The 18,402-nt window shown below is 71.6% G+C and carries 16 protein-coding genes; 3 read left to right on the forward strand and 13 right to left on the reverse strand.

Annotated elements, in window-relative coordinates; translation table 11 throughout:
- Positions 1 to 26 precede the first annotated feature (26 nt).
- A complete protein-coding gene (locus ACEZHJ_RS09450) occupies positions 27 to 851 on the forward strand; it encodes an HAD-IIA family hydrolase (RefSeq protein WP_018718150.1) in 825 nt (274 codons plus the stop codon).
- Here ACEZHJ_RS09450 and ACEZHJ_RS09455 read toward each other — a convergent pair.
- From ACEZHJ_RS09455 to ACEZHJ_RS09475, 5 genes are read right to left on the reverse strand one after another with little or no spacing between them, the layout of a single operon-like run.
- Positions 844 to 1,953 carry an SLC13 family permease gene (locus tag ACEZHJ_RS09455; protein ID WP_163138893.1) on the reverse strand — a complete coding sequence of 370 codons (1,110 nt, stop codon included), beginning with the start codon at positions 1,951 to 1,953 and terminating at the stop codon, positions 844 to 846. The two genes, ACEZHJ_RS09450 and ACEZHJ_RS09455, sit on opposite strands and share 8 nt — an antisense overlap.
- The gene (locus tag ACEZHJ_RS09460) at positions 1,950 to 3,914 is read right to left on the reverse strand and encodes an ATP-dependent DNA helicase (RefSeq protein ID WP_163138892.1); all 1,965 of its coding nucleotides are present in this window, start codon (positions 3,912 to 3,914) and stop codon (positions 1,950 to 1,952) included. Before ACEZHJ_RS09460 ends, ACEZHJ_RS09455 begins: the two co-directional genes overlap by 4 nt.
- Positions 3,911 to 4,411, reverse strand: a complete 501-nt coding sequence (locus ACEZHJ_RS09465; protein ID WP_163138891.1) for a tetratricopeptide repeat protein — start codon at positions 4,409 to 4,411, stop codon at positions 3,911 to 3,913. The genes ACEZHJ_RS09460 and ACEZHJ_RS09465 overlap by 4 nt, the downstream gene beginning before the upstream one ends.
- Positions 4,412 to 4,440: 29 nt before the next feature.
- Complete coding sequence (gene mrcB, locus ACEZHJ_RS09470) at positions 4,441 to 6,765, reverse strand: penicillin-binding protein 1B (RefSeq protein ID WP_163138890.1); 2,325 nt, start codon at positions 6,763 to 6,765, stop codon at positions 4,441 to 4,443.
- Position 6,766: 1 nt separating this feature from the next.
- The gene (locus tag ACEZHJ_RS09475; protein ID WP_163138889.1) at positions 6,767 to 7,270 is read right to left on the reverse strand and encodes a disulfide bond formation protein B; all 504 of its coding nucleotides are present in this window, start codon (positions 7,268 to 7,270) and stop codon (positions 6,767 to 6,769) included.
- A gap of 101 nt (positions 7,271 to 7,371) precedes the next feature.
- Between ACEZHJ_RS09475 and ACEZHJ_RS09480 the strand changes: the two genes are divergently transcribed.
- Complete coding sequence (locus ACEZHJ_RS09480; protein WP_375036466.1) at positions 7,372 to 9,846, forward strand: acyl-CoA dehydrogenase; 2,475 nt, start codon at positions 7,372 to 7,374, stop codon at positions 9,844 to 9,846.
- Positions 9,847 to 9,909: 63 nt separating this feature from the next.
- On the opposite strand, the gene ACEZHJ_RS09485 is transcribed toward ACEZHJ_RS09480, so the two are convergent.
- From ACEZHJ_RS09485 to ACEZHJ_RS09510, 6 genes are all read right to left on the reverse strand, one after another.
- A complete protein-coding gene (locus ACEZHJ_RS09485) occupies positions 9,910 to 10,563 on the reverse strand; it encodes a Spy/CpxP family protein refolding chaperone (protein WP_084594159.1) in 654 nt (217 codons plus the stop codon).
- 33 nt (positions 10,564 to 10,596) lie between these two features.
- Positions 10,597 to 11,082 (reverse strand): DUF411 domain-containing protein, encoded by a 486-nt coding sequence (locus ACEZHJ_RS09490; RefSeq protein ID WP_018718158.1) that lies wholly within the window; start codon positions 11,080 to 11,082, stop codon positions 10,597 to 10,599.
- 82 nt (positions 11,083 to 11,164) lie between these two features.
- Entirely contained in the window at positions 11,165 to 11,482 is a 318-nt protein-coding gene (locus ACEZHJ_RS09495) for a hypothetical protein (protein WP_163138888.1), read from the reverse strand.
- A gap of 80 nt (positions 11,483 to 11,562) precedes the next feature.
- Positions 11,563 to 11,772 (reverse strand): hypothetical protein, encoded by a 210-nt coding sequence (locus ACEZHJ_RS09500; RefSeq protein ID WP_018718160.1) that lies wholly within the window; start codon positions 11,770 to 11,772, stop codon positions 11,563 to 11,565.
- Positions 11,773 to 11,782: 10 nt separating this feature from the next.
- Complete coding sequence (locus ACEZHJ_RS09505) at positions 11,783 to 13,021, reverse strand: YeeE/YedE family protein (RefSeq protein ID WP_205599714.1); 1,239 nt, start codon at positions 13,019 to 13,021, stop codon at positions 11,783 to 11,785.
- A gap of 2 nt (positions 13,022 to 13,023) precedes the next feature.
- On the reverse strand, positions 13,024 to 13,980 hold the full coding sequence (locus tag ACEZHJ_RS09510) for a sulfurtransferase (protein ID WP_163138887.1): 957 nt from the start codon (positions 13,978 to 13,980) through the stop codon (positions 13,024 to 13,026).
- Positions 13,981 to 14,184: 204 nt separating this feature from the next.
- Here ACEZHJ_RS09510 and ACEZHJ_RS09515 point away from each other — a divergent pair, with 204 nt between their 5' ends.
- Entirely contained in the window at positions 14,185 to 15,639 is a 1,455-nt protein-coding gene (locus tag ACEZHJ_RS09515; protein ID WP_240466077.1) for a methyl-accepting chemotaxis protein, read from the forward strand.
- A 24-nt stretch (positions 15,640 to 15,663) separates the two neighbouring features.
- Here the strand turns inward: ACEZHJ_RS09515 and ACEZHJ_RS09520 are convergent, their stop codons facing one another.
- Together ACEZHJ_RS09520 and ACEZHJ_RS09525 are read right to left on the reverse strand one after the other, a co-directional pair.
- On the reverse strand, positions 15,664 to 17,919 hold the full coding sequence (locus tag ACEZHJ_RS09520; protein WP_375036467.1) for a VWA domain-containing protein: 2,256 nt from the start codon (positions 17,917 to 17,919) through the stop codon (positions 15,664 to 15,666).
- A 132-nt stretch (positions 17,920 to 18,051) separates the two neighbouring features.
- Complete coding sequence (locus tag ACEZHJ_RS09525) at positions 18,052 to 18,387, reverse strand: DUF59 domain-containing protein (RefSeq protein WP_163138886.1); 336 nt, start codon at positions 18,385 to 18,387, stop codon at positions 18,052 to 18,054.
- Positions 18,388 to 18,402 lie beyond the last annotated feature (15 nt).

The raw sequence follows: 18,402 nt of genomic DNA on the forward strand, positions 1-18,402 counted from the left end.
CCCCACGCCCGCACCGGAGGAACGCAATGACCGCCACCACCACCGTCGACGCCCTGCTCGAGCGCTACGACGCGGTGCTGCTGGACGCCTACGGCGTGCTCGTCACCGGCGACGGCGCCCTGCCCGGCGCACCGGCCCTGGTCGGGCGGCTGACCCGCGAGGGTCGGCCGTGGTACGTGGTCACCAACGCCGCCTCCCACGTGCCTGAGCACCTGGCGGAGCGCTTCGCGCGCCTGGGCGTGCCGGTGCCCGCGGAACGGATCATCAGCTCCGGGGCGATGCTGGCGCACCACCTCGTGAGCAACGGCCTCGCGGGACGGCGCTGTGCGGTGCTCGGCCCCGCCGGGAGCGCGGATTACGTGCGCCGCGGCGGCGGCGACGTCGTCGCCCTGGAGGACGACTTCGACGTACTCTGCGTCTGCGACGAGGCCGGCGGCGACTTCCTCGCCGACGCGGAAGCCGCCCTGAGTGGGGTCTGCCGGGCCGTGGACACCGGGCGCGACGTCACCCTGCTGCTGACCAACCCGGACGTGATCTACCCCACCGCCCCCGGGCGTTTCGGCTTCACCGCCGGTGCCCTGGCGCTGCTCATCCAGCGCGGCCTGGAGCTGCGCTACGCCGCGCCGCCCCGGTTCACGCCCCTGGGCAAGCCGGAGCCGGTCATGTTCCGGCGTGCGCTGGAGCTCGCGGGCACGGCCAACGCCGTGATGATCGGCGACCAGCGCCATACCGACATCCTCGGCGCCCACCGCGCCGGTATCGACAATGCCCTGGTCGCCAGCGGCGTCGCCTCGGCGGACGCCCACGATGACCTGCCGGCACCGGACTGGCTGCTAGCCGGGCTCAGCTGAGCCCCGGCAGGCGCATCAGCACCAGCGCGATCACCACGGCACCGGCGAGCACCGGCAGCGACCAGGCATGAAAGCGCCACCACAGCCCGGGCGCTCGCGCGAGCCGCAGGGCAATGAGGTTGGCCATCGAGCCGACGGCCAGCCCGAACCCGCCGACGTTCGCGCCCCAGGCGAGCCGCCCCCAGTCGTCCGTGAACGCCGCCAGGAACAGCGTCGCCGGCACGTTGGACATCCCCTGGGAGGCGGCCACCGCAGCGGTGAACGCGCCGCCGGGCAGTCCGAGCAGCCAGCGCGCGGCGGCCGCCGCCCCCGGCAGGCGCGCCAGGAGCGCGAGGTCGAGGAACATGAGGACGAACACGGCCAGCGTCGCCCAGTCCACCCGCGCCAGCACCCCGGCCCGCGTCACCGCGATCACGGCAATCACCGCCAGCGCGGCGGCCAGCGCGAAGCCCGCATCCACCAGCACCAGGAACACCGGGTAGACGGCCAGCGCCACCGAGAGCAGCGTCCGGTCCACTCCGGCGGCCGGTGGCGTGTGCGCGCCAAGCGCGGCACGGGGAAACGCCAGAGGCACCAGCGCGAGCAGCATCGCGGTGAGCGCGAGCCCGAGCGGTAGCAGGGTGGCCGTGAAGGCGGTGAAGCCCGCGTCGGCGTGCTGCCAGAGGAAGAGGTTCTGCGGGTTGCCCACCGGGCTGGCGGCGGAGCCCGCGTTCACCGCGAGGGCCTCGAAGACCACCAGCCGCGCCACCGGCAGCGGCGTCATCAGGCCGGCGGCGAGGGTCAGCGGCACGACCACGAACAGCGCGATGTCGTTGGTGATCACCGCGGCGAGCAGCGCGGAGACGGCCACCAGCACCGCCGCCAGGCGGCGCTGGTCCCCCGCCCGGGCGAGCAGCCAGCCGCCGGCGCGGGCCAGGCTGCCGCTGTCCTCCAGCGCCCGGCTGAGGACCATGAGCCCGGCGAGCGCGGCAATGGTGTACCAGTCGACGAGCGCCGGGAGACGGGCCGCCGGTATCCCCGTCACGATAACCAGTGCCGGTGCCGCCACGGCGAGCGCCACCAGCAGGCGCTCACGGCGCAGCCACGCCCGGGCGCGGCTCATGCGGGGCTGGAGTCGCGCTCGTCGGTGTCCGCGGCCGCCTCGCCCATGGCGGCGAAGAACGCCTGGACCTGGCGGAAGCTCCGCGTCAGCGGCATCGGCGGGAGGCTGTCGAGGAACACCCGCCCGTAGCCCTTGGTCACGACGCGGTTGTCGCCGATCACCAACACCCCCTTGTCGGAGGCGTCACGGATGAGGCGGCCCACGCCCTGGCGCAGGGCGATCACCGCCTGGGGGAGCTGGAAGTGGGCGAAGGGGTTGCCCTCGCCGGAACGCAGCGCCTCGATGCGCGCCTGGGTGACCGGGTCGGAGGGCGAGGCGAAGGGCAGGCGGTCGATGATCACGCAGGACAGCGCCTCGCCGCGCACATCCACGCCCTCCCAGAAGCTCTGGGTGCCCAGCAGCACCGCATCGCCGGCCTCGCGGAAACGCTCCAGCAGCCGCGCCTGGGCCGCCTCGCCCTGGACCAGCAGCGGATGGTCGGTGCGCTCGCGCAGGTACTCGGCGGCCGCGCGCAGGGCCCGGTGGCTGGTGAACAGCACGAACGCCCGGCCCCGGCTCTCGCGCAGGGTCCACTCCACCATCACCAGGAAGCGCTCGAGGTAGTCCGGGGCGTTCGGCGGCGGCAGCTTGCCCGGCACGTAGAGCAGCGCGTTGTGCTCGTAGTCGAACGGACTCTCCAGTCGCAGGGTCTGCGGCTCGCCGAGCCCGAGCCGGGCGATGTAGTGCTCGAAGCGCCCGCCCACCGACAGCGTCGCCGAGGTGAACACCCAGCTCCCCGGGTGCTTGGCCATCTGCTTGCGGAACGTGCCGGCCACCTCCAGCGGCGTGAGCCGCAGGATGAACGACTGCTGGTGGGTCTCGAACCACTGCACCTGCTCGTCGTCGTCACCGCCTTCGAGGAAGCTCCCGAGGGCGTCCTGGAGCTCCGCGGCCCGGCGCCACACGCTCTCCACCCCCTTGCCGCGCTGGGCGTGGGGCGCGAGGTGCTCGTGGAGCCCGGCCAGGCGCTCGCGCACGGTGGCGACCGCGTCGGTGACCGTCTCCTCGCCGGCGATGCCCGCCCAGGGCTCACGCCGGCCGGCGCTGCCGAGGGTGAGGCGGAAGTCCAGCACCGCCTTCTGCAGCGCTTCGGCGGCATCGGCGATGTCCGTGGCCTCCTTCGCCTCGCGAACCTGCTCCACGCGGGCGTCACGGGCCAGCTCCACGAGCTGGCGGCTGCTCACGGACAGGCCGAAGAACTGGGCCGCGGTGTCCGGGAGCTGGTGCGCCTCGTCGAGGATCCAGGCGTCGGCGGCGGGGAGCACCTCGCCGAAGCCGCCGTCGCGGACCGCCCAGTCCGCCATCAGCAGGTGGTGGTTCACCACCACCACGTCCGCCTCCTGGGCCCGGCGGCGTGCCTCCATGAGGTGGCACTCGGCGTGGAACGGGCACTCCTGGCCGAGGCAGTTGTCCGGCGTGGAGGTCACCTTGCCGAGCAGTCCGCCCTCGATCCCGGCAACCGGCGCCTCGGCGAGATCGCCGCTGCGGGTCTGGCCGGCCCACTCGCGGATGCGTTGGAACCGCGAGGCCTCCTCGCGGGAGTCGAACCGTCCCTCGGCGGCGGCGGCCTCCATGCGGTAGAGGCAGAGATAGTTGCTGCGGCCCTTGAGCAGCGCGCGGCGCACCGGGTGCTCCAGCGCCCGCGAGACCAGCGGGAGGTCGCGGTGATAGAGCTGATCCTGCAGCGTCCGGGTGCCGGTGGAGACGATCACCTTCTGCCCGGAGAGCAACGCCGGGACGAGATAGGCGAAGGTCTTGCCGGTACCCGTGCCCGCCTCGGCCACGAGCACACCGCCCTCCTCGATCACCCCGCCCACGGCCTCCGCCATGGTCTGCTGCTCGCCGCGGGGCGAGAAGCCGTCGACGGCCCGGGCGAGCGCGCCGTCACCGCCAAGGGCGTCGCGGGCGTGCTCGCCGATCACTGCCCGCCCCCGAGCTCACGGGCCCGGGACTCGGCCTGGCTGGCGCCCTCGGCGTCGCCCTTCATGCGCCGGCAGGCGGCGATCAGCCGCCAGTTCTGGGCCTTCAGCTGACGGTCGCCGGTGAGATCGCTGGAGCGCTGGGCGAGCTGGATGGCCTGGTCGCAGCGGTCCTGGCGGTAGCGCACCACGGCAAGGTTCTGCCAGACGGCGGCATTGTCCGGCGCCAGCCGCACGGCGCGCTCCAGGGCGTCCGCGGCGCGGTCGTTCTCGCCGGCGGCGGAGGCGGACTCCGCCCGGGCCACCAGCCCGCGCACCGCCGGCGGCAGGGCCTGGCCGCCGCCGGCGGGCGGCTGCGCCGCACCGCCCTCGCCCGGCGACGGCGGCGCCGGCACGGTCTCGCCGGTGCCGGTGCCTCGGCCACCGCCGGGCGGCGCCGTCGAGCAGGCAGCGAGGAGGACGGCCAGGAGGCCGGTCGCGAGGAGCGCTCTTGCGGACATGTCGGGGTTCTCCCTGCTCGGCGGCGGCGTCAGTCGACCAGCCCGCGCAGCCATGCCCCGGCCCGTTCGACGACGTTGCCGCGGCGCGCGCACTCGGCACGCTCGTCGGGCTCGGCGCCGCGGGCATAGGGCAGCTGTACCGCGTCCGGGCAGTCGGCGTTGGCCAGCCGTCCGGTGTCGGGATCGATCCAGGCCGGCTCGACCCCGTCGGGCATGCGCGGGTTCAACGGCTTGTAGGGTAACGCAGCAAAGAGCTCGCCCCATACCGTAAGCGCGCCGGTGGCCCCGGTCAGCCCCGTCTGGCCGTTATCGTCCCGGCCCACCCAGACGACCCCCAGGCGGTCGGCGGAGAAGCCGGCGAACCAGCTGTCGCGCAGATCGTCGGTGGTCCCCGTCTTGCCCGCGACACCCGGACTGGTGCCGAGCCAGCGCTGCACGCCGCGCCCGGTACCCTCCCGGACCACGCGCTGCATGGCATTGCGCAGCAGGTACATGGGCACGCGCTCGACCGTGCGCTCGACGGTCAGGGAATAGCGGCTGAGCACCTCGCCGTCCCGCGTCATCACCGTACGCACCGCGCGCAGCGGCGTGTGGTAGCCGCCGGTGGCGATGGTCTCGTAGATCCCCGCCACCTCCAGCGGCGTATACGACACCGTACCAAGCAGCATCGAGGGGTAGACCGTGTCCGGCAGCGATCCGCCCAGGCGCGAGAGCGTATCCGCCACCGCGCGGAGGCCGAGGTCCAGCCCCAGGCGGACCGTGGGGACGTTGTAGGAATGCGCCAGCGCCGCCCACAGCGGGACGTCGCCGTGGCGCTCGCGGTCGTAGTTGCGCGGCGTCCAGGTCTGGCCGTCGGCGCCCTGCACGGTCACCGGGCGGTCGTGGATCACGCTGCCGAGGCCATACTGGCCCGGGCGCTCCAGCGCCGTGAGATAGACCGCCGGCTTGACCAGCGAGCCGATGGGCCGGGCGGCGTCGAGGGCGCGGTTGAACCCCGGGAAGCGGGGGTCGCGCCCACCGACCAGCGCCTCCACCTCGCCGGTGTCCACGCCGACCACGACGGCCGCCGCCTGGGTATCGTCCTTCCAGTTCCCGGTGCGCCGGACCACCGCCTGCTCCGCGGCGTGCTGCACCGAGGGCGCCATGGTGGTGAAGATGCGCAGGCCGTCGTTGTTGAGGTCCTCGCGGCGGTAGTCCCGGGAGAGGTCACGGCGGACCAGATCCATGAACGCCGGGTAGGCCGTGCGCGCCTCCGGCGGGCTCTCGTGGACACCGAGCGGTTGTTTGCGTGCCCGGGCGACGGCGTCGGCGTCGGCGAATCCGCCCTCGGCCATCACGTCCAGCACCAGGTCGCGGCGTTTGCGCGCGCGCTCCGGATGGCGCCGCGGGTCATACCACGACGGTCCCTTCACCATCGCCACGAGCAGCGCCTGCTCGGCGAGGTCGGTGCGCTCCAGCGGCTTGCCGAAGTAGAACCGGCTCGCCAGGCCGAAACCGTGGATGGCGCGGTCGCCGTCCTGACCCAGATAGACCTCGTTGAGGTAGGTCTCGAGGATGGTGCGCTTGTCGTAGTGCCACTCCAGCAGCACGGCCATGACGGCCTCGTTGGCCTTGCGCCAGAGGGTGCGCTCGTTGCTCAGGAACAGGTTCTTGACCAGCTGCTGGGTGAGCGTGCTGCCGCCCTGCACGATCTCGCCGGCACGGATATTGGCGACCGCCGCGCGCAGGATGGCCAGCGGCGACACGCCGAAGTGCTCGGTGAAGCGCCGGTCCTCCACGGCGATGAGGGCGGCGACCAGGCTGCGGGGCATGTCCGAGAGCGCCATCGGCTCGCGGTCGGCGTGCTGCCCCGGGTGGACGCTGCCGATGCGCGCCGGGTCCAGCCGGAACAGGTCCAGGGCCTTGCCGTCGGCGCCGCGCAGCCGGGCGACGCGACCGTTGTCGACGGTCACGCGAATGCGGCGCTCGCCCGTACGGCCGTCGGGGAAGCGGAAGGCCCGGCGGTGGATCTCGAAGGTCGCGCCGTTGCGGCTGTAGGAGCCCGGCGCCTTCGGGTCGCGCACACGCTGGTAGTCCGCAGCGGCCAGCTCGCGCGCGAAGGCATCGGTATCCAGCGTCAGCCCCTTGTAGAGCTCCAGCGGCCGGGCGTAGACGTCCGCCGGCAACGCCCACTGGCGGTTCTCGAACTCCGCCACCACCCGCTGGTTGAGCCACCAGGTCCATCCCGCACCGGCCACCACGGCCAGCACCAGGGCGAGCAGCAGCCCGCGCCGGAGGAACCGCGCAACCGGTCCGCGCTGCTGACGCCGCCGGCCTCCGCGGCGGCCGCCCTTGCTGCCCTTGCGCGCCGCCATGTCAGCGCCGGCGTGCCGGCCAGTTGACCAGTACGCCCCCGATCCCGGTCAGAACGAAGGCGACCAGCGTCCAGGCGGGGATGCTGACGCCGAGGATGCGATCCACCTCGGCGCACTCACCGGAGCCGGATAGCACCATCTGCAACGCCTGCATCGGCGGGAAGGTCTCGAGCATGTAATTCAGCCCCGGGCCGCAGGCCGGCACCTGGTCCGGCGGCAACGACTGCAGCCACAGGTGACGAAGCGCCAGCCCGACGCCCGCCGCAGCGATGATCAGTCCGAGCACCGCATAGACACGGCCGCCCCCTCGGCGCGGGGCGTGCAGGCCGGCGACGAGCAGCACCAGCCCCAGCGCGGCGAAGGTGACGCGCTGGAAGATGCACAGCGGACAGGGCTCCAGGCCCTGGACGTGCTCCAGGTAGACGGCAAAGGCGAGCAGTGCGGCACAGAACCCGAACCCAAGGAGGTTGAGGCCACGGCGGTGTTCGACGAGTGTGGTGGTCATGGACGGCAACGCGGACCTGGCAGTGTTGACGAGGTCTGCATGGTAGCAGACCGCCGCAGCGCATCGTTCCCCGACGGGCCACCATACGCTAGGGTATGGTCATGACGTCGCCCCCCGGCGACGATACCGACAGCACGGCAACGGAGGCGGGCATGATCCCGGTATTCTGGCTATTCGCGTTCCTCGCACTGGTCGGCACACTCGCGTACCGGCGTACCCGGCTGACGGCGGCGACAGCGGCCTTAGCCGCCTACCTGGCGCTGTTCACCCTGCTCGGCCGGCACGCGCCGGGCTGGGACATCCTCGCCTGGGCCGCCTTCGCCGCGGTCGCGGTGGTGCTGAACAACGTCCGGCTGCGCCGGCGGCTGCTCAGCGATCCGGCCTTCACCCGGGCCGCCACGGCGATGCCGGCAATCTCCGAGACCGAGCGTATTGCCCTGGACGCCGGAACCGTGTGGTGGGACGCGGAGCTGTTCACCGGCCGGCCGGACTGGGACAACCTGCTGGACTACCCGGCACCGTCGCTGAGCCCCGAGGAGCAGGCGTTCCTGGACGGCCCGTGCGAGACCCTGTGCGCGATGGTCGACGACTGGGCGGTGACCCACGAGCGCCTGGACCTGCCCCCGCAGGCATGGGAATACATCCGCGAGCAGGGCTTTTTCGGGCTCATCATCCCCGCCGCCTACGGCGGCAAGGGCTTCTCCGCCCAGGCCCACTCGGCGGTGGCGATGAAGCTCGCCAGCCGCAGCGGCGACCTGGGCTCCACGGTGATGGTGCCGAACTCCCTCGGTCCCGCCGAGCTGCTACTGCGCTACGGCACCGATACCCAGCGCGATTACTACCTGCCACGGCTCGCCCGTGGCGAGGAGATCCCCTGCTTCGCCCTCACCGGCCCGCTCGCCGGCTCCGACGCCGGCGCCATCCCCGATACCGGCGTGGTCTGCCACGGGGAGGTCAACGGCGAGCAGGTGCTCGGCCTGCGTCTCAACTGGGAGAAGCGCTACATCACGCTAGGCCCGGTAGCGACCCTGCTGGGACTCGCCTTCCGGGCACGCGACCCGGAGGGCCTGCTCGGCGGACCCGGCGAGCTCGGCATCACCCTGGCACTGATCCCCACGGACACCCCGGGGGTGGAGATCGGACGGCGCCACTTCCCGCTGAACGCCGCGTTCATGAACGGACCCAACCGCGGCCACGAAGTGTTCATCCCGCTGGAGCAGGTGATCGGCGGGCGCGAGGGCATCGGCGAGGGCTGGCGCATGCTGATGAACTGCCTCTCCGTGGGGCGCTCCATCAGTCTGCCGTCGGCGGGCACCGCGCAGGCGCGCATGGCCGCGTGGACCACCGGTGCCTATGCCCGGGTGCGCGAGCAGTTCGGTCTGCCCATCGGCGAGTTCGAGGGCGTCCAGGAGGCGCTCGCGCGTATCACCGGCAACGCTTACGTCACCGAGGCCGCCCGCGCCCTGACCGCCACCGCCGTGGACCAGGGCGAGGCGCCGGCGGTGCTCTCGGCAGTGGTGAAATACCACCTCACCGAGCGCGCCCGCGCCTCGATCACCGACGCCATGGACGTGCACGGCGGCAAGGGGATCTGCCTCGGGCCGAACAACTACCTCGGCCGCGCGTGGCAGACCGCGCCCATCCCCATCACCGTGGAGGGCAGCAACATCCTCACGCGCAACATGATGATATTCGGCCAGGGCGCGATCCGCTGCCATCCTCACGTCCTCGCCGAGATGCGCGCGCTGCAGGACGGCGATCGCGCGGCCTTCGACCGCGAGCTCTTCGCCCACGCCGGATTCACCCTCTCCAACGCCGCCCGCTCACTGATCCTCGGGCTCACGGGCGCCCGTGTCGCCGCCGCCCCGGAACGCGCCGACGCCACCCGGGACGAATTCCGCGCCCTGTCCCGCTACGCCGCGGCCTTCGCCCTGTGCGCGGACGCCGCGATGCTCTCGCTGGGCGGCGCGCTCAAACGCCGCGAACGGCTCTCGGCGCGGCTCGGCGACGTACTCTCGCTGCTTTACCTCGGTTCGGCGACCCTCAAGCGCTTCCACGACGACGGCTCCCCCCGCAGCGATCTGCCGGTGGTGCGCTGGGTCATGGCGGAGACACTGGCACTGATCGAGGCGCGCCTGGATGCGGTGATGGCGAACCTCCCCGCCCGGCCGCTCGCCTGGCTGCTGCGGGGGCTGATCTTCCCCCTGGGCCGGCGCCGGCGCGGGCCGGACGACGCCCTCGGGCGCACCGTGGCCGCCGTGCCGATGCAGCCCGGTAGCGCCCGGGACCGCCTGCTGCGCGGTATCTACCGCAGTGCCGATCCCGCCGAAGCCACCGGGGCGCTGGAGGATGCGCTGCAACGCACGGTGGCGGCCGCGCCGCTGGAGCGGCGACTGCACGACGCCCTGCGCGCCGGGACCCTCAGGGTCGACGCGGACGGCGACGACATCACCGCGGCACGGGCCGCGGAACTGGTGGACGACGCGGAGGCGGAGAAGCTGAGAACCGCCCGGCGGGCCCGCCGGACGGTGATCGACGTGGACGACTTCGATCCCGGGGCGTTAGGGAAACGCTGAACCGTTCCCGCGTGCCCGACGGCATCAGTCGGTGCAGGGGCGGCCGGCGGCCGCCCCTGCGGCTCACCAGCCGCCGTGCATCCCGCCCCAGGGCATCGGGGCCTCGCGCAGCTGCTCGCGCTGCTCGTCGGTGAGCAGGCCGGTGAGCTCGTTGCGCAGGCGCACCGCCTGGGCGATCTGCTCGCCCTGGAGATCGGCCATCTGGTCGTGGAGATCACGGATCCGGGCGGGATCGGGCTTGTCCCCGGCCATTGCGGCGCGGAACTCGTCCATCAGCGTGCCCATCTTCGCCATCCGCTCGTAGGCGGCCTCCCGGTAGGTACGGCGCAGCTCGAGCATACGCTCGCGCTGCTCGTCGCTGAGGTCCAGGGCCTGCAGCCAGTAGCCCATGCCACCGGCCATGCCGCCACCGCCCATCATCGGGCCGCCGTACATCATACCCATTCCGGCGCCGTAACCGCCCATCATCATGCCCGGGCCGCCGTGCATCATGCCCATGCCGGGGCCATAACCGCCATACGGGGCGGCACCGCCCATCATGCCGGGACCGTAGCCGGCACCCGGGGCGCCACGCCCGCCCATCATGGAGGGCATACCGCCGGCGCCGTTGTGCCACATGGGCATATCATCGTCAGAGCCGCCGTGGCCGGCGGCAACGCCGGCCACACCGAGGGCCGCGGCCATCGTCACAGCAAGCAGTGGTGTCTTGTATCTCATCGGTGTATTCCTCCTGAAAACCGAGCCATTCGATCAGCGTTGGCCATGGGTGGCGTACACCCGGGTACCACCCGCCCCGTCGAGCGCCAGTACCTGATAACGCTCGGAACGGCCGGGCACGTCCATCCCCGGGGCGCTGAGCGGCATCCCCGGGACGGTGAGACCGCGCACGCCGTCGGGCGCGTCCGCCAGGACCCGCCGCACGTCCCGCGCCGGCACGTGCCCCTCGATCACATAATCGTTGATAAACGCCGTATGGCAAGAGGCCGCCTCCCGGCCGATGCCGGCGGCCTGCTTGATCTCGTAGAGGCGGGCCTGGGTGACGTCTTTCGCCGCCACCTCGAAGCCCGATTCGCGCATGTGGGTTACCCACGCCTCGCAGCAGCCGCAGGTGGCGGTCTTGTAGACGGTGACGGGTGCGGCCACGGCGGCCGAGCTCCCCAGCACCGCGGTGACGAAGGCCATGGCAGACAGCATCCGGCGTGCACGCCCGCGCACCCGTACGATTCGATGATTCATGTTGAAGACTCCGTTTCGATTCGCTGAACGGCGACACCGGCACCTGGAACGGCGGCGACCGGGTCGGATAATCCGGGAGGAATCAGCCGCGGAGCGCGGGGGGACGGTAGTGGGGATCGGTCCAGGCCGCACGCAGCGCCGGGACCGGCGCCCGGACGGGCGCCACCGCCCGCGCGAACGCCCTCAGGGCGGAAACGGGGGAACGGGAGATGACCGCGGCCTGCGGGCACGTCGGGCATTGCTCCGGGGCAACGGTCATGCAGCCGCCGGTATCGGCGTCCGCAACGCTCCGTGCACAGGGCGCCTCGTTGGCGGGCACCCGCACCGACGCGACGCCGACGCCGCCGGAGGCAAGCGCCAGAACGAGCATCACGAGCAGTGAACGCAGCAGGACGGTCATGGCAGCAAGGTTACCACCGGGGACAGGGCGCGCCCATCCCCTCGGCAGCACGGCCGGCACCGGCCCGGCGGCCGGCCTGTCTATCCGTCACCCTCGCGCCTGGAGGGACACGGCGCACCACAGGGCGCGCAGGCGCTCTCATCGAGCTGGGAATAGCTGGTTTCCACCCCGCCCTGCCCGCTGTTGAGCGCGAACGTCGCCGAGTTGATATGGTCGGCAAGGATGAGCACGAGCAGCCCGAAGAGGACCGCGAGCACCCGCCACCGGCTGTAGTCGCGTCGCTGTGTCATTACCGCCCCCTCAGTTCTCGAGACCCATCCGGGGCCGCAGCCGGATACCCAACAGCGAACCCGCGAAGGCGCAGGCGAACCAGATCCAGCCGTGCAGGCTGGCCGAGGCGATGCCGCTGAACATCGCACCGATGTTGCAGCCAAAGCCGAGCCGTGCCCCGTAGCCCATCGCCAGACCGCCGAGCACCGCGGAGGCCACCGGCCCGGCGGACAACCGCCGCCGGCTGGCGCGGTTGAAGCGCCCGGCCATGCCGGCGGCGAGCATCGCGCCGAGAAGCAGCCCGAAGTCCATCACCGAGACGATGTTCACCAGCAGGCTGTCTTTCAGCGCCAGCGATGGGTAATCCCAGGTCCAGAATTCCCAGTGGGCCATATCCACGCCCACCGCCTGGAGGATCTTCGCCCCCCACAGGCCGAAGGCGAAGGTGATACCCCAGGGGTAGCCGGCGACCACCAGGGTCGCGAGGTTGAGCACCGCCAGCGCCACCGCGCCCCAGAGCAGCGGCCAGCCGCCCTTGAACAGGGTCGCCGCCCAGCCGTTCTCCGGCCGGCGCAGGATCACCCGGTCCACCGCGCCGTGATGACGGCGCTCGATGCGCGCGAACCACCACGCCAGCGCGGCCAGCACGGCAAGCTGCAACGCCACCGCGGGGACCACGCCCAGGCCGGTGACCAGGTTCACCGGGTCGAACCCGGGCTGGTCCAGCCACCAGGGCAGGTGCATGGTGCCGAGTACGGAGCCGGCGATGAACGCCGCCAGCGTGATCACCATGCGCACATTCCCCGCGCCCACCGTAAACAGCGTCCCGGAGCCGCAGCCGCCGCCGAGCTGCATGCCGAAACCGAACAGGAACGAGCCCACGACCAGCGACGTGCCCACCGGCGCGAGGGTGCCGCTGATACCGGCGAGCCCGAGCTCCCCGGCGAAGCCGAGCACCGGCACGATCAGCACGGTGGCGATGCCGAGCAGCAGCATCTGCGCACGCATGCCGCCGCTGCGGCGCTTGGTTACCAGGTTGCGCCAGCCGGCGGTGAAGCCGAAGGCCGCGTGGTAGAGCGCGACGCCCAGGCCGGCACCGATGAGCAGCAGCCAGAGCCGGTCGATCGGGGCCTCGAGCCAGATCAGCGCGCCGAGCAGTGCCAGGCCGGCGAGCGCGGTGGCAACGACGAAGCCATCCACCCGGCGGGCGCCGTCGACGGCGGCGGCCCCCGGTGAGGTGGTGGCGGAGGTTGGATTGACGCTGGCCATGGTCAGCCGCCGAAGAAGTCGAGGATCCGCGCCAGGCCCTGCTTGGCGACCTGCACCGGGTGCGACTCGTCAGCGGTCCACTCCACCATGGAACCGTCGTAGAGGCCGACGTTGTCTTCGCCGCGGACCTCGGAGAGCGCAAACCAGGTCGTCGACGCCCAGTGGCCGGTGTTGCAGAAGCTCACCGGGCGGCGGTCGCCATCCAGGGAGACGTCACCGAGCACCGCGTCCACGCGGTCCTGGTCGAAGCGCCAGACGTCGCCGCCGGAGAGGAAACGCTGGTGCTGGATGTTGACCGCGTCCGGGATGGTGCCGGCCACCCGTGCCTCGGGATGCTTCTTGTCACCCTTGAAGTAGTCCGACGGCCGCGCGTCCACGAGCTGGATTCCGCGGGTCTCCGCGTTCTCCACGTCCCGCGTGGACACGACCATGCCCTCGCGGAAATCCGCATCGAAATCACCCGGCTGGGGAGAGACGGTACCGGTCGCCACCTCGTTGCCCGCCGCGACCCAGCCGCGATAGCCGCCGTTGAGAATGGTCACGCGGTCGTGCCCGAGCACGCGGAAGGTCCAGTACACGCGGGCGGCGCTGCCGAAGTCCGTCGGGCCCGTGCCGGCAGGGACGATCACCACCGTATCGCCGTTGTCCACGCCCAGCCCCCCGACCAGGGACTCCAGCTCGCTGACGGGCGGCAGCTTGCCGACAACGCCGTCCTTCGTCACCCGCCAGGGATGGCTGGTGTAGCCGGCGTCCACCGAGCCCGGGATGTGGCCGTCGGCGAAGGCGACCTCGTCACCGCCGTCGATCGGGCTGCGCACGTCCAGCACCGCGACGTCCGCGTCGCCCCGGTGACCAGCGAGCCAGTCCGGACCGACCAGCGGCGGCACTGCCGCGGCCGCCACGCCGCCGGCGAGCAGTACGGCAAGGGCCACGCCGGCCCTGAACATGTTCCTGATCATTGCAGTGACTCCACGAAACCGGTATTTGGATGCGCGTATTCAAATATACTCAAAGGGATTAAGCAACCCCATTTTTATACCCAATACGCATTATCCGTGTCCGCGGGTCATGGGATGGCGCAATGCCCACCCCTCAAATTTTTCTTATGGTGCCGATAACATGTGCGTATAGGAATAGAACATACGCCGGGATCGGCGACACTGATGAGGAAGGGGACAGGCATGCGCTGGTTGCGTCGAAACGATGCGGCGGAAGCCGCGGAGGAACGCCCGGGAGAAGGCGGCGAGCAGGAGCTGATGCAAAGGATTGCCGAGCGGACCGGCCGTCTCGGCATCGAGCTGGTGGATATCGCCGGCTCGGTGGAGAGCGTCAGCGCCCATGTCGATCATGAGGCCGGGGAATTCTCGCGCCTGCGCGAGCTCGCCGACCGCCTCGCGGAGAACAATGAGACCGTGCGCACGGCCGCACACACCACGCAGGAGCTCGCCAGCAACGCAGCCTCCGAGATGGAGGATTCGCGGGCGACCATCGAGCGCTCCATCGATGACATTCAGGAGCTCGCAGGCACGGTCACGGAGACCAGCAGCGAGCTCTCCAGCCTCGACGAGGCCCTGAACCGGATCAGCGAGGTCGCCCGGGGGATAGCGGCCATCGCCAAGCAGACCAACCTGCTGGCGCTGAACGCCACCATCGAGGCGAGCCGCGCCGGGGAGGCCGGCCGCGGCTTCGCCGTGGTCGCCGAACAGGTCAAGCAGCTCGCGGACCAGACCGGCGATGCCACCGGCGAGATCGACCACACCCTCTCCGACCTGGGCGAACGGGTACGCAACCTCGTCGCCCGCGGTGAGGCGAGCCATACCCAGGCCGAGCGGGTGACCGAGGGCGCCCAGACCATCCGCCAGGTCATCAACACGATGACTGACACGGTAAGCAACGTCGATTCCCACGCGCGCGAGATCAGCACGGCGGTCGGAGCCATCGACGAACACTGCGGCGAGACCGTCTCCGGGCTCAACGCGCTGACCGACGAGGTCAACGGTTCCGCGGAGAACCTGCGCCAGACCAACGAGCGGGTCCAGCGGCTCCTCGGCATTACCGAGGAGATCGTCAATATCACCTGCGAGAGCGAGGCGGAGACCCCGGACCACCCCTACATCACCACGGCGCAGGAGACCGCCGACGCGGTGAGCCGCGCCTTCGAGGCGGCCGTCGCCGCGGGGGAGATCAGCGAGCGGGACCTCTTCGACCGGGACTACCGGCCTATCGACGGGACCGACCCGCAGCAGTACCTCAGCCGCTACACGGAGTTCACGGACCGGGTGCTGCCGCCGATCCAGGAACCGGTGCACAACGGCGACGAGCACATCAGCGCGTGCTGCACCACGGACGACCACGGCTACATCGCCACCCACGCGCTGCACGTCTCCCACGCGCAGCGCCCGGGCGAGCCCCAGTGGAACGCGGCCAATGCGCGGAACCGCCGGATCTTCAGCGACCGGGTCGGTCTCGCCGCGGCCCGCAACCGCAAGCCGTTCCTGCTGCAGGTCTACCGCCGGGACATGGGCGGCGGCGAGTTCCGGCTGGTGCGCGACGCCTCCGCGCCGGTGACGGTCAACGGCCGCCACTGGGGCGCGGTTCGCGTCATCTATCGCCTGTAGCGGCCGCCACCGTAGCTTCGCGGCTCACTCCTCCGCCGGGATGACCTCCAGCGGCGTGGTGGCGATGATCCGCCGGCCTTCGTGCTGGATATAGCGCAGCTCATAGGCGCCCGGCTCCGCCGGCGTGGACAGGGATAACGGGTTGCCATCACGGGTGTAGGTGTAGCTCTCGTAGTCCCGCGGCCCGTCGTCCGGGCGCGCCAGGGTGACGTAGTCGTCCCGGTAGTCCGGTCCCTGCCAGCGCACCTGGATCGACCCACCGGCGGCTGCCCTGGCCGGCGCGTCGAGGCTCGCCTCCACGGGCTCGACGGTGATCCGGCGCTGCGCGAGGACCTTCCGGCCCTCGTGCTGGATGTAGCGCAGCTCGTAGGTGCCCGCCTCCGGCGGCATGGTCAGCCTCAGCGGGTTGCCGTCGCGGGTGTAGGTATAGCCCTCGTAATCCCGCGCCCCGTCATCCGGGCGGGCAACGGTGACGTAGTCGTCCTGGTAGTCCGGACCCTGCCAGGTAACCAGGACGGGCTCCGCGGCCTTCGCCGTCTCCGGGGCATCCAGGCCGGCCTCTACCGCCTCGACGGTGATCTCTCGCCGCGCCAGAACCTTGCGGCCCTCGTGCTGGATGTAGCGCAGCTCGTAGGTCCCCGCCTCCGGTGGCATGGTCAGCCTCAGCGGGTTGCCGTCGCGGGTGTAGGTATAGCCCTCGTACTCCCGCGCCCCGTCATCCGGGCGGGCGACGGTGACGTAGTCGTCCTGGTAGTCCGGCCCCTCCCAGCGCACCTGCACCGGCTCGGCCGCCTTCGCCGTCTCGGGGGCATCCAGGCTCGCCCCCACCGCCTCGACGGTGATCTCTCGCCGCGCCAGGACCTTGCGGCCCTCGCGCTGGATGTAGCGCAGCTCGTAGGTCCCCGGATCGGCAGGCATGGTCAGGGTCAGCGGGTTGCCCTTCCGGGCATAGGTGTAACCCTCATAGTCCCGCGGCCCATCGTCCGGGCGGGCGACGGTGATGTAGTCGTCCTGGTAGTCCGGGCCCTCCCAGCGCACCTGCACCGGTTCGGCGGCCCGCGCCGTCTCGGGGGCATCCAGGCTCGCCCCCACCGCCTCGACGGTGATCTCTCGCCGCGCCAGGACCTTGCGGCCCTCGCTCTGGACGTAGCGCAGCTCGTAGGCGCCGGGCTCCGGCGGCATGGTAAGCATCGCCGGATCGCCCTTGCGGGTGTAGGCGTAACGGATGGAATCCCGGGCCGCCGCGTCGGGACGCGCCACGGCGACGTAATCATCCTTGCCGTCGGGGCCGTCCCAGCGGACCTGGACGCTTGAGGCCGCCGGGGCCGATGCCGGACCGTCAAGGCTCGCCGGGGGACGCAACGGCGGCAGCGCCACGGTCACGGTGCGCTGCCCGCCGTCTTCCTCGACGGTGAGGTCCTGCTCGGCACTGGCCTCGTCCTGGATACGGAGTACCTCCGCGTGATAATCGGCGGGCTCCAGGGCCATGTTCACCGCCGCCATGCCCTCGTTATCGAGGAGCCGCTCGCCGTCGCCCTTCCGGGTCAGGCTCCAGCGCAGACCGTGGCCGATCACCGGACCGCCCTCGCCGTCCACGGCCTCGATGCGGATGTCGACGGTGGCCGGTGCGGCACTGACCGTCTCCAGCGCGCGGGAGAGCTCGTTGGCGGTGTCGGCGGTGAGGTAACGCCCGCCGGTGGACTCGGCGAGACAGGCGAGCTGGTCACGTGTGTCGGCCTTCTCGATGCCGAAGCCGACCACGTGGGCGGTGAAGCCCACCCCGGTCTCCTCCAGCCGCCGCCCGACTTCGCAGGGATCGAGGTCGCAGGTCTCACGGCCGTCGGAGATCAGGATCACGCTGGCGCGGTCCTCGCGGTACTTGAGCGTCTCCGCCGCCTGCCGGACGGCCGCGCTGAGCGGCGTCTTGCCCTTGGGCGAGAGCCCGTCGACCGCCTTGCGGATGGCCGCCCCCGTCCCCTTCCCGGGCTCGACCAGCACCTCGATATCGCTGCAGTCGCCCTTGCGACGGTGGCCATAGGCAACGAGGCCGAGCACGTCCGCCGGATCGCGGGCCTCGATCAGGTCACCGAGGACACGCCGGGCGATGGCGATCTTGGGCTCGCCGTCGATCCGGCCCCACATGGACCCGGAGGCATCGAGAACGAACACGGTATTGGGCGCGGCCGACGGGCCCCCGTCAGCGGCCGGGGCCGCCGTGGAAGCGGCGAGCGTCACGACGGCCGCGCACGCCGCGCGGTGGCAGGTTCGCAGCAGGGACATGGCAAGAAGGCTCCCCTGTCGGGCATGTGCAGACGCGCATCGACGGCGGCTGCCATGCTGTTCTCGTGATTTTCCGACAGGATTGCCCAGGGCGCGGCGGGACTCAACCCCCACGCCGGGCGTCACGGAGGATCAGAAGAAGCCGAGCTGCAGCCGTGCGGCCTCGGACATGCGCGCCTGCGTCCATGCCGGCTCCCAGGTGAGCTCCACCTCGGCGGCCACCACGCCCTCCACCTGCTCCACCGCGGCCTTGACCATGCCGGGCATCTGCCCGGCCACCGGGCAGGACGGGGCGGTGAGGGTCATGATGACGTCCACGAAGCCGTCCGCGTCAGCACGGATCTCGTAGATCAGCCCGAGCTCGTAGATATCGACGGGGATCTCGGGGTCGAAGACGCAGCGCAGGGCCTCGACGATACCCCCGCACAGCCCCTCGGGCCCCTCGATGACGGTTGCCTGTTCGCTCATGGTTCTCCGTCGCTC

This window comes from Arhodomonas sp. KWT2 (assembly GCF_041949875.1).
GTDB lineage: Bacteria > Pseudomonadota > Gammaproteobacteria > Nitrococcales > Nitrococcaceae > Arhodomonas > Arhodomonas aquaeolei.

Bases quoted from the DNA above. Each gene is read 5' to 3' on its own strand.
- ACEZHJ_RS09450 (WP_018718150.1), top strand. From the start codon at position 27: ATGACCGCCACCACCACCGTCGACGCCCTGCTCGAGCGCTACGACGCG.
- ACEZHJ_RS09455 (WP_163138893.1), bottom strand. From the start codon at position 1,953: ATGAGCCGCGCCCGGGCGTGGCTGCGCCGTGAGCGCCTGCTGGTGGCG.
- ACEZHJ_RS09465 (WP_163138891.1), bottom strand. From the start codon at position 4,411: ATGTCCGCAAGAGCGCTCCTCGCGACCGGCCTCCTGGCCGTCCTCCTC.
- mrcB (WP_163138890.1), bottom strand. From the start codon at position 6,765: ATGGCGGCGCGCAAGGGCAGCAAGGGCGGCCGCCGCGGAGGCCGGCGG.
- ACEZHJ_RS09475 (WP_163138889.1), bottom strand. From the start codon at position 7,270: ATGACCACCACACTCGTCGAACACCGCCGTGGCCTCAACCTCCTTGGG.
- ACEZHJ_RS09480 (WP_375036466.1), top strand. From the start codon at position 7,372: ATGACGTCGCCCCCCGGCGACGATACCGACAGCACGGCAACGGAGGCG.
- ACEZHJ_RS09485 (WP_084594159.1), bottom strand. From the start codon at position 10,563: ATGAGATACAAGACACCACTGCTTGCTGTGACGATGGCCGCGGCCCTC.
- ACEZHJ_RS09490 (WP_018718158.1), bottom strand. From the start codon at position 11,082: ATGAATCATCGAATCGTACGGGTGCGCGGGCGTGCACGCCGGATGCTG.
- ACEZHJ_RS09495 (WP_163138888.1), bottom strand. From the start codon at position 11,482: ATGACCGTCCTGCTGCGTTCACTGCTCGTGATGCTCGTTCTGGCGCTT.
- ACEZHJ_RS09500 (WP_018718160.1), bottom strand. From the start codon at position 11,772: ATGACACAGCGACGCGACTACAGCCGGTGGCGGGTGCTCGCGGTCCTC.
- ACEZHJ_RS09505 (WP_205599714.1), bottom strand. From the start codon at position 13,021: ATGGCCAGCGTCAATCCAACCTCCGCCACCACCTCACCGGGGGCCGCC.
- ACEZHJ_RS09510 (WP_163138887.1), bottom strand. From the start codon at position 13,980: ATGATCAGGAACATGTTCAGGGCCGGCGTGGCCCTTGCCGTACTGCTC.
- ACEZHJ_RS09515 (WP_240466077.1), top strand. From the start codon at position 14,185: ATGAGGAAGGGGACAGGCATGCGCTGGTTGCGTCGAAACGATGCGGCG.
- ACEZHJ_RS09520 (WP_375036467.1), bottom strand. From the start codon at position 17,919: ATGTCCCTGCTGCGAACCTGCCACCGCGCGGCGTGCGCGGCCGTCGTG.
- ACEZHJ_RS09525 (WP_163138886.1), bottom strand. From the start codon at position 18,387: ATGAGCGAACAGGCAACCGTCATCGAGGGGCCCGAGGGGCTGTGCGGG.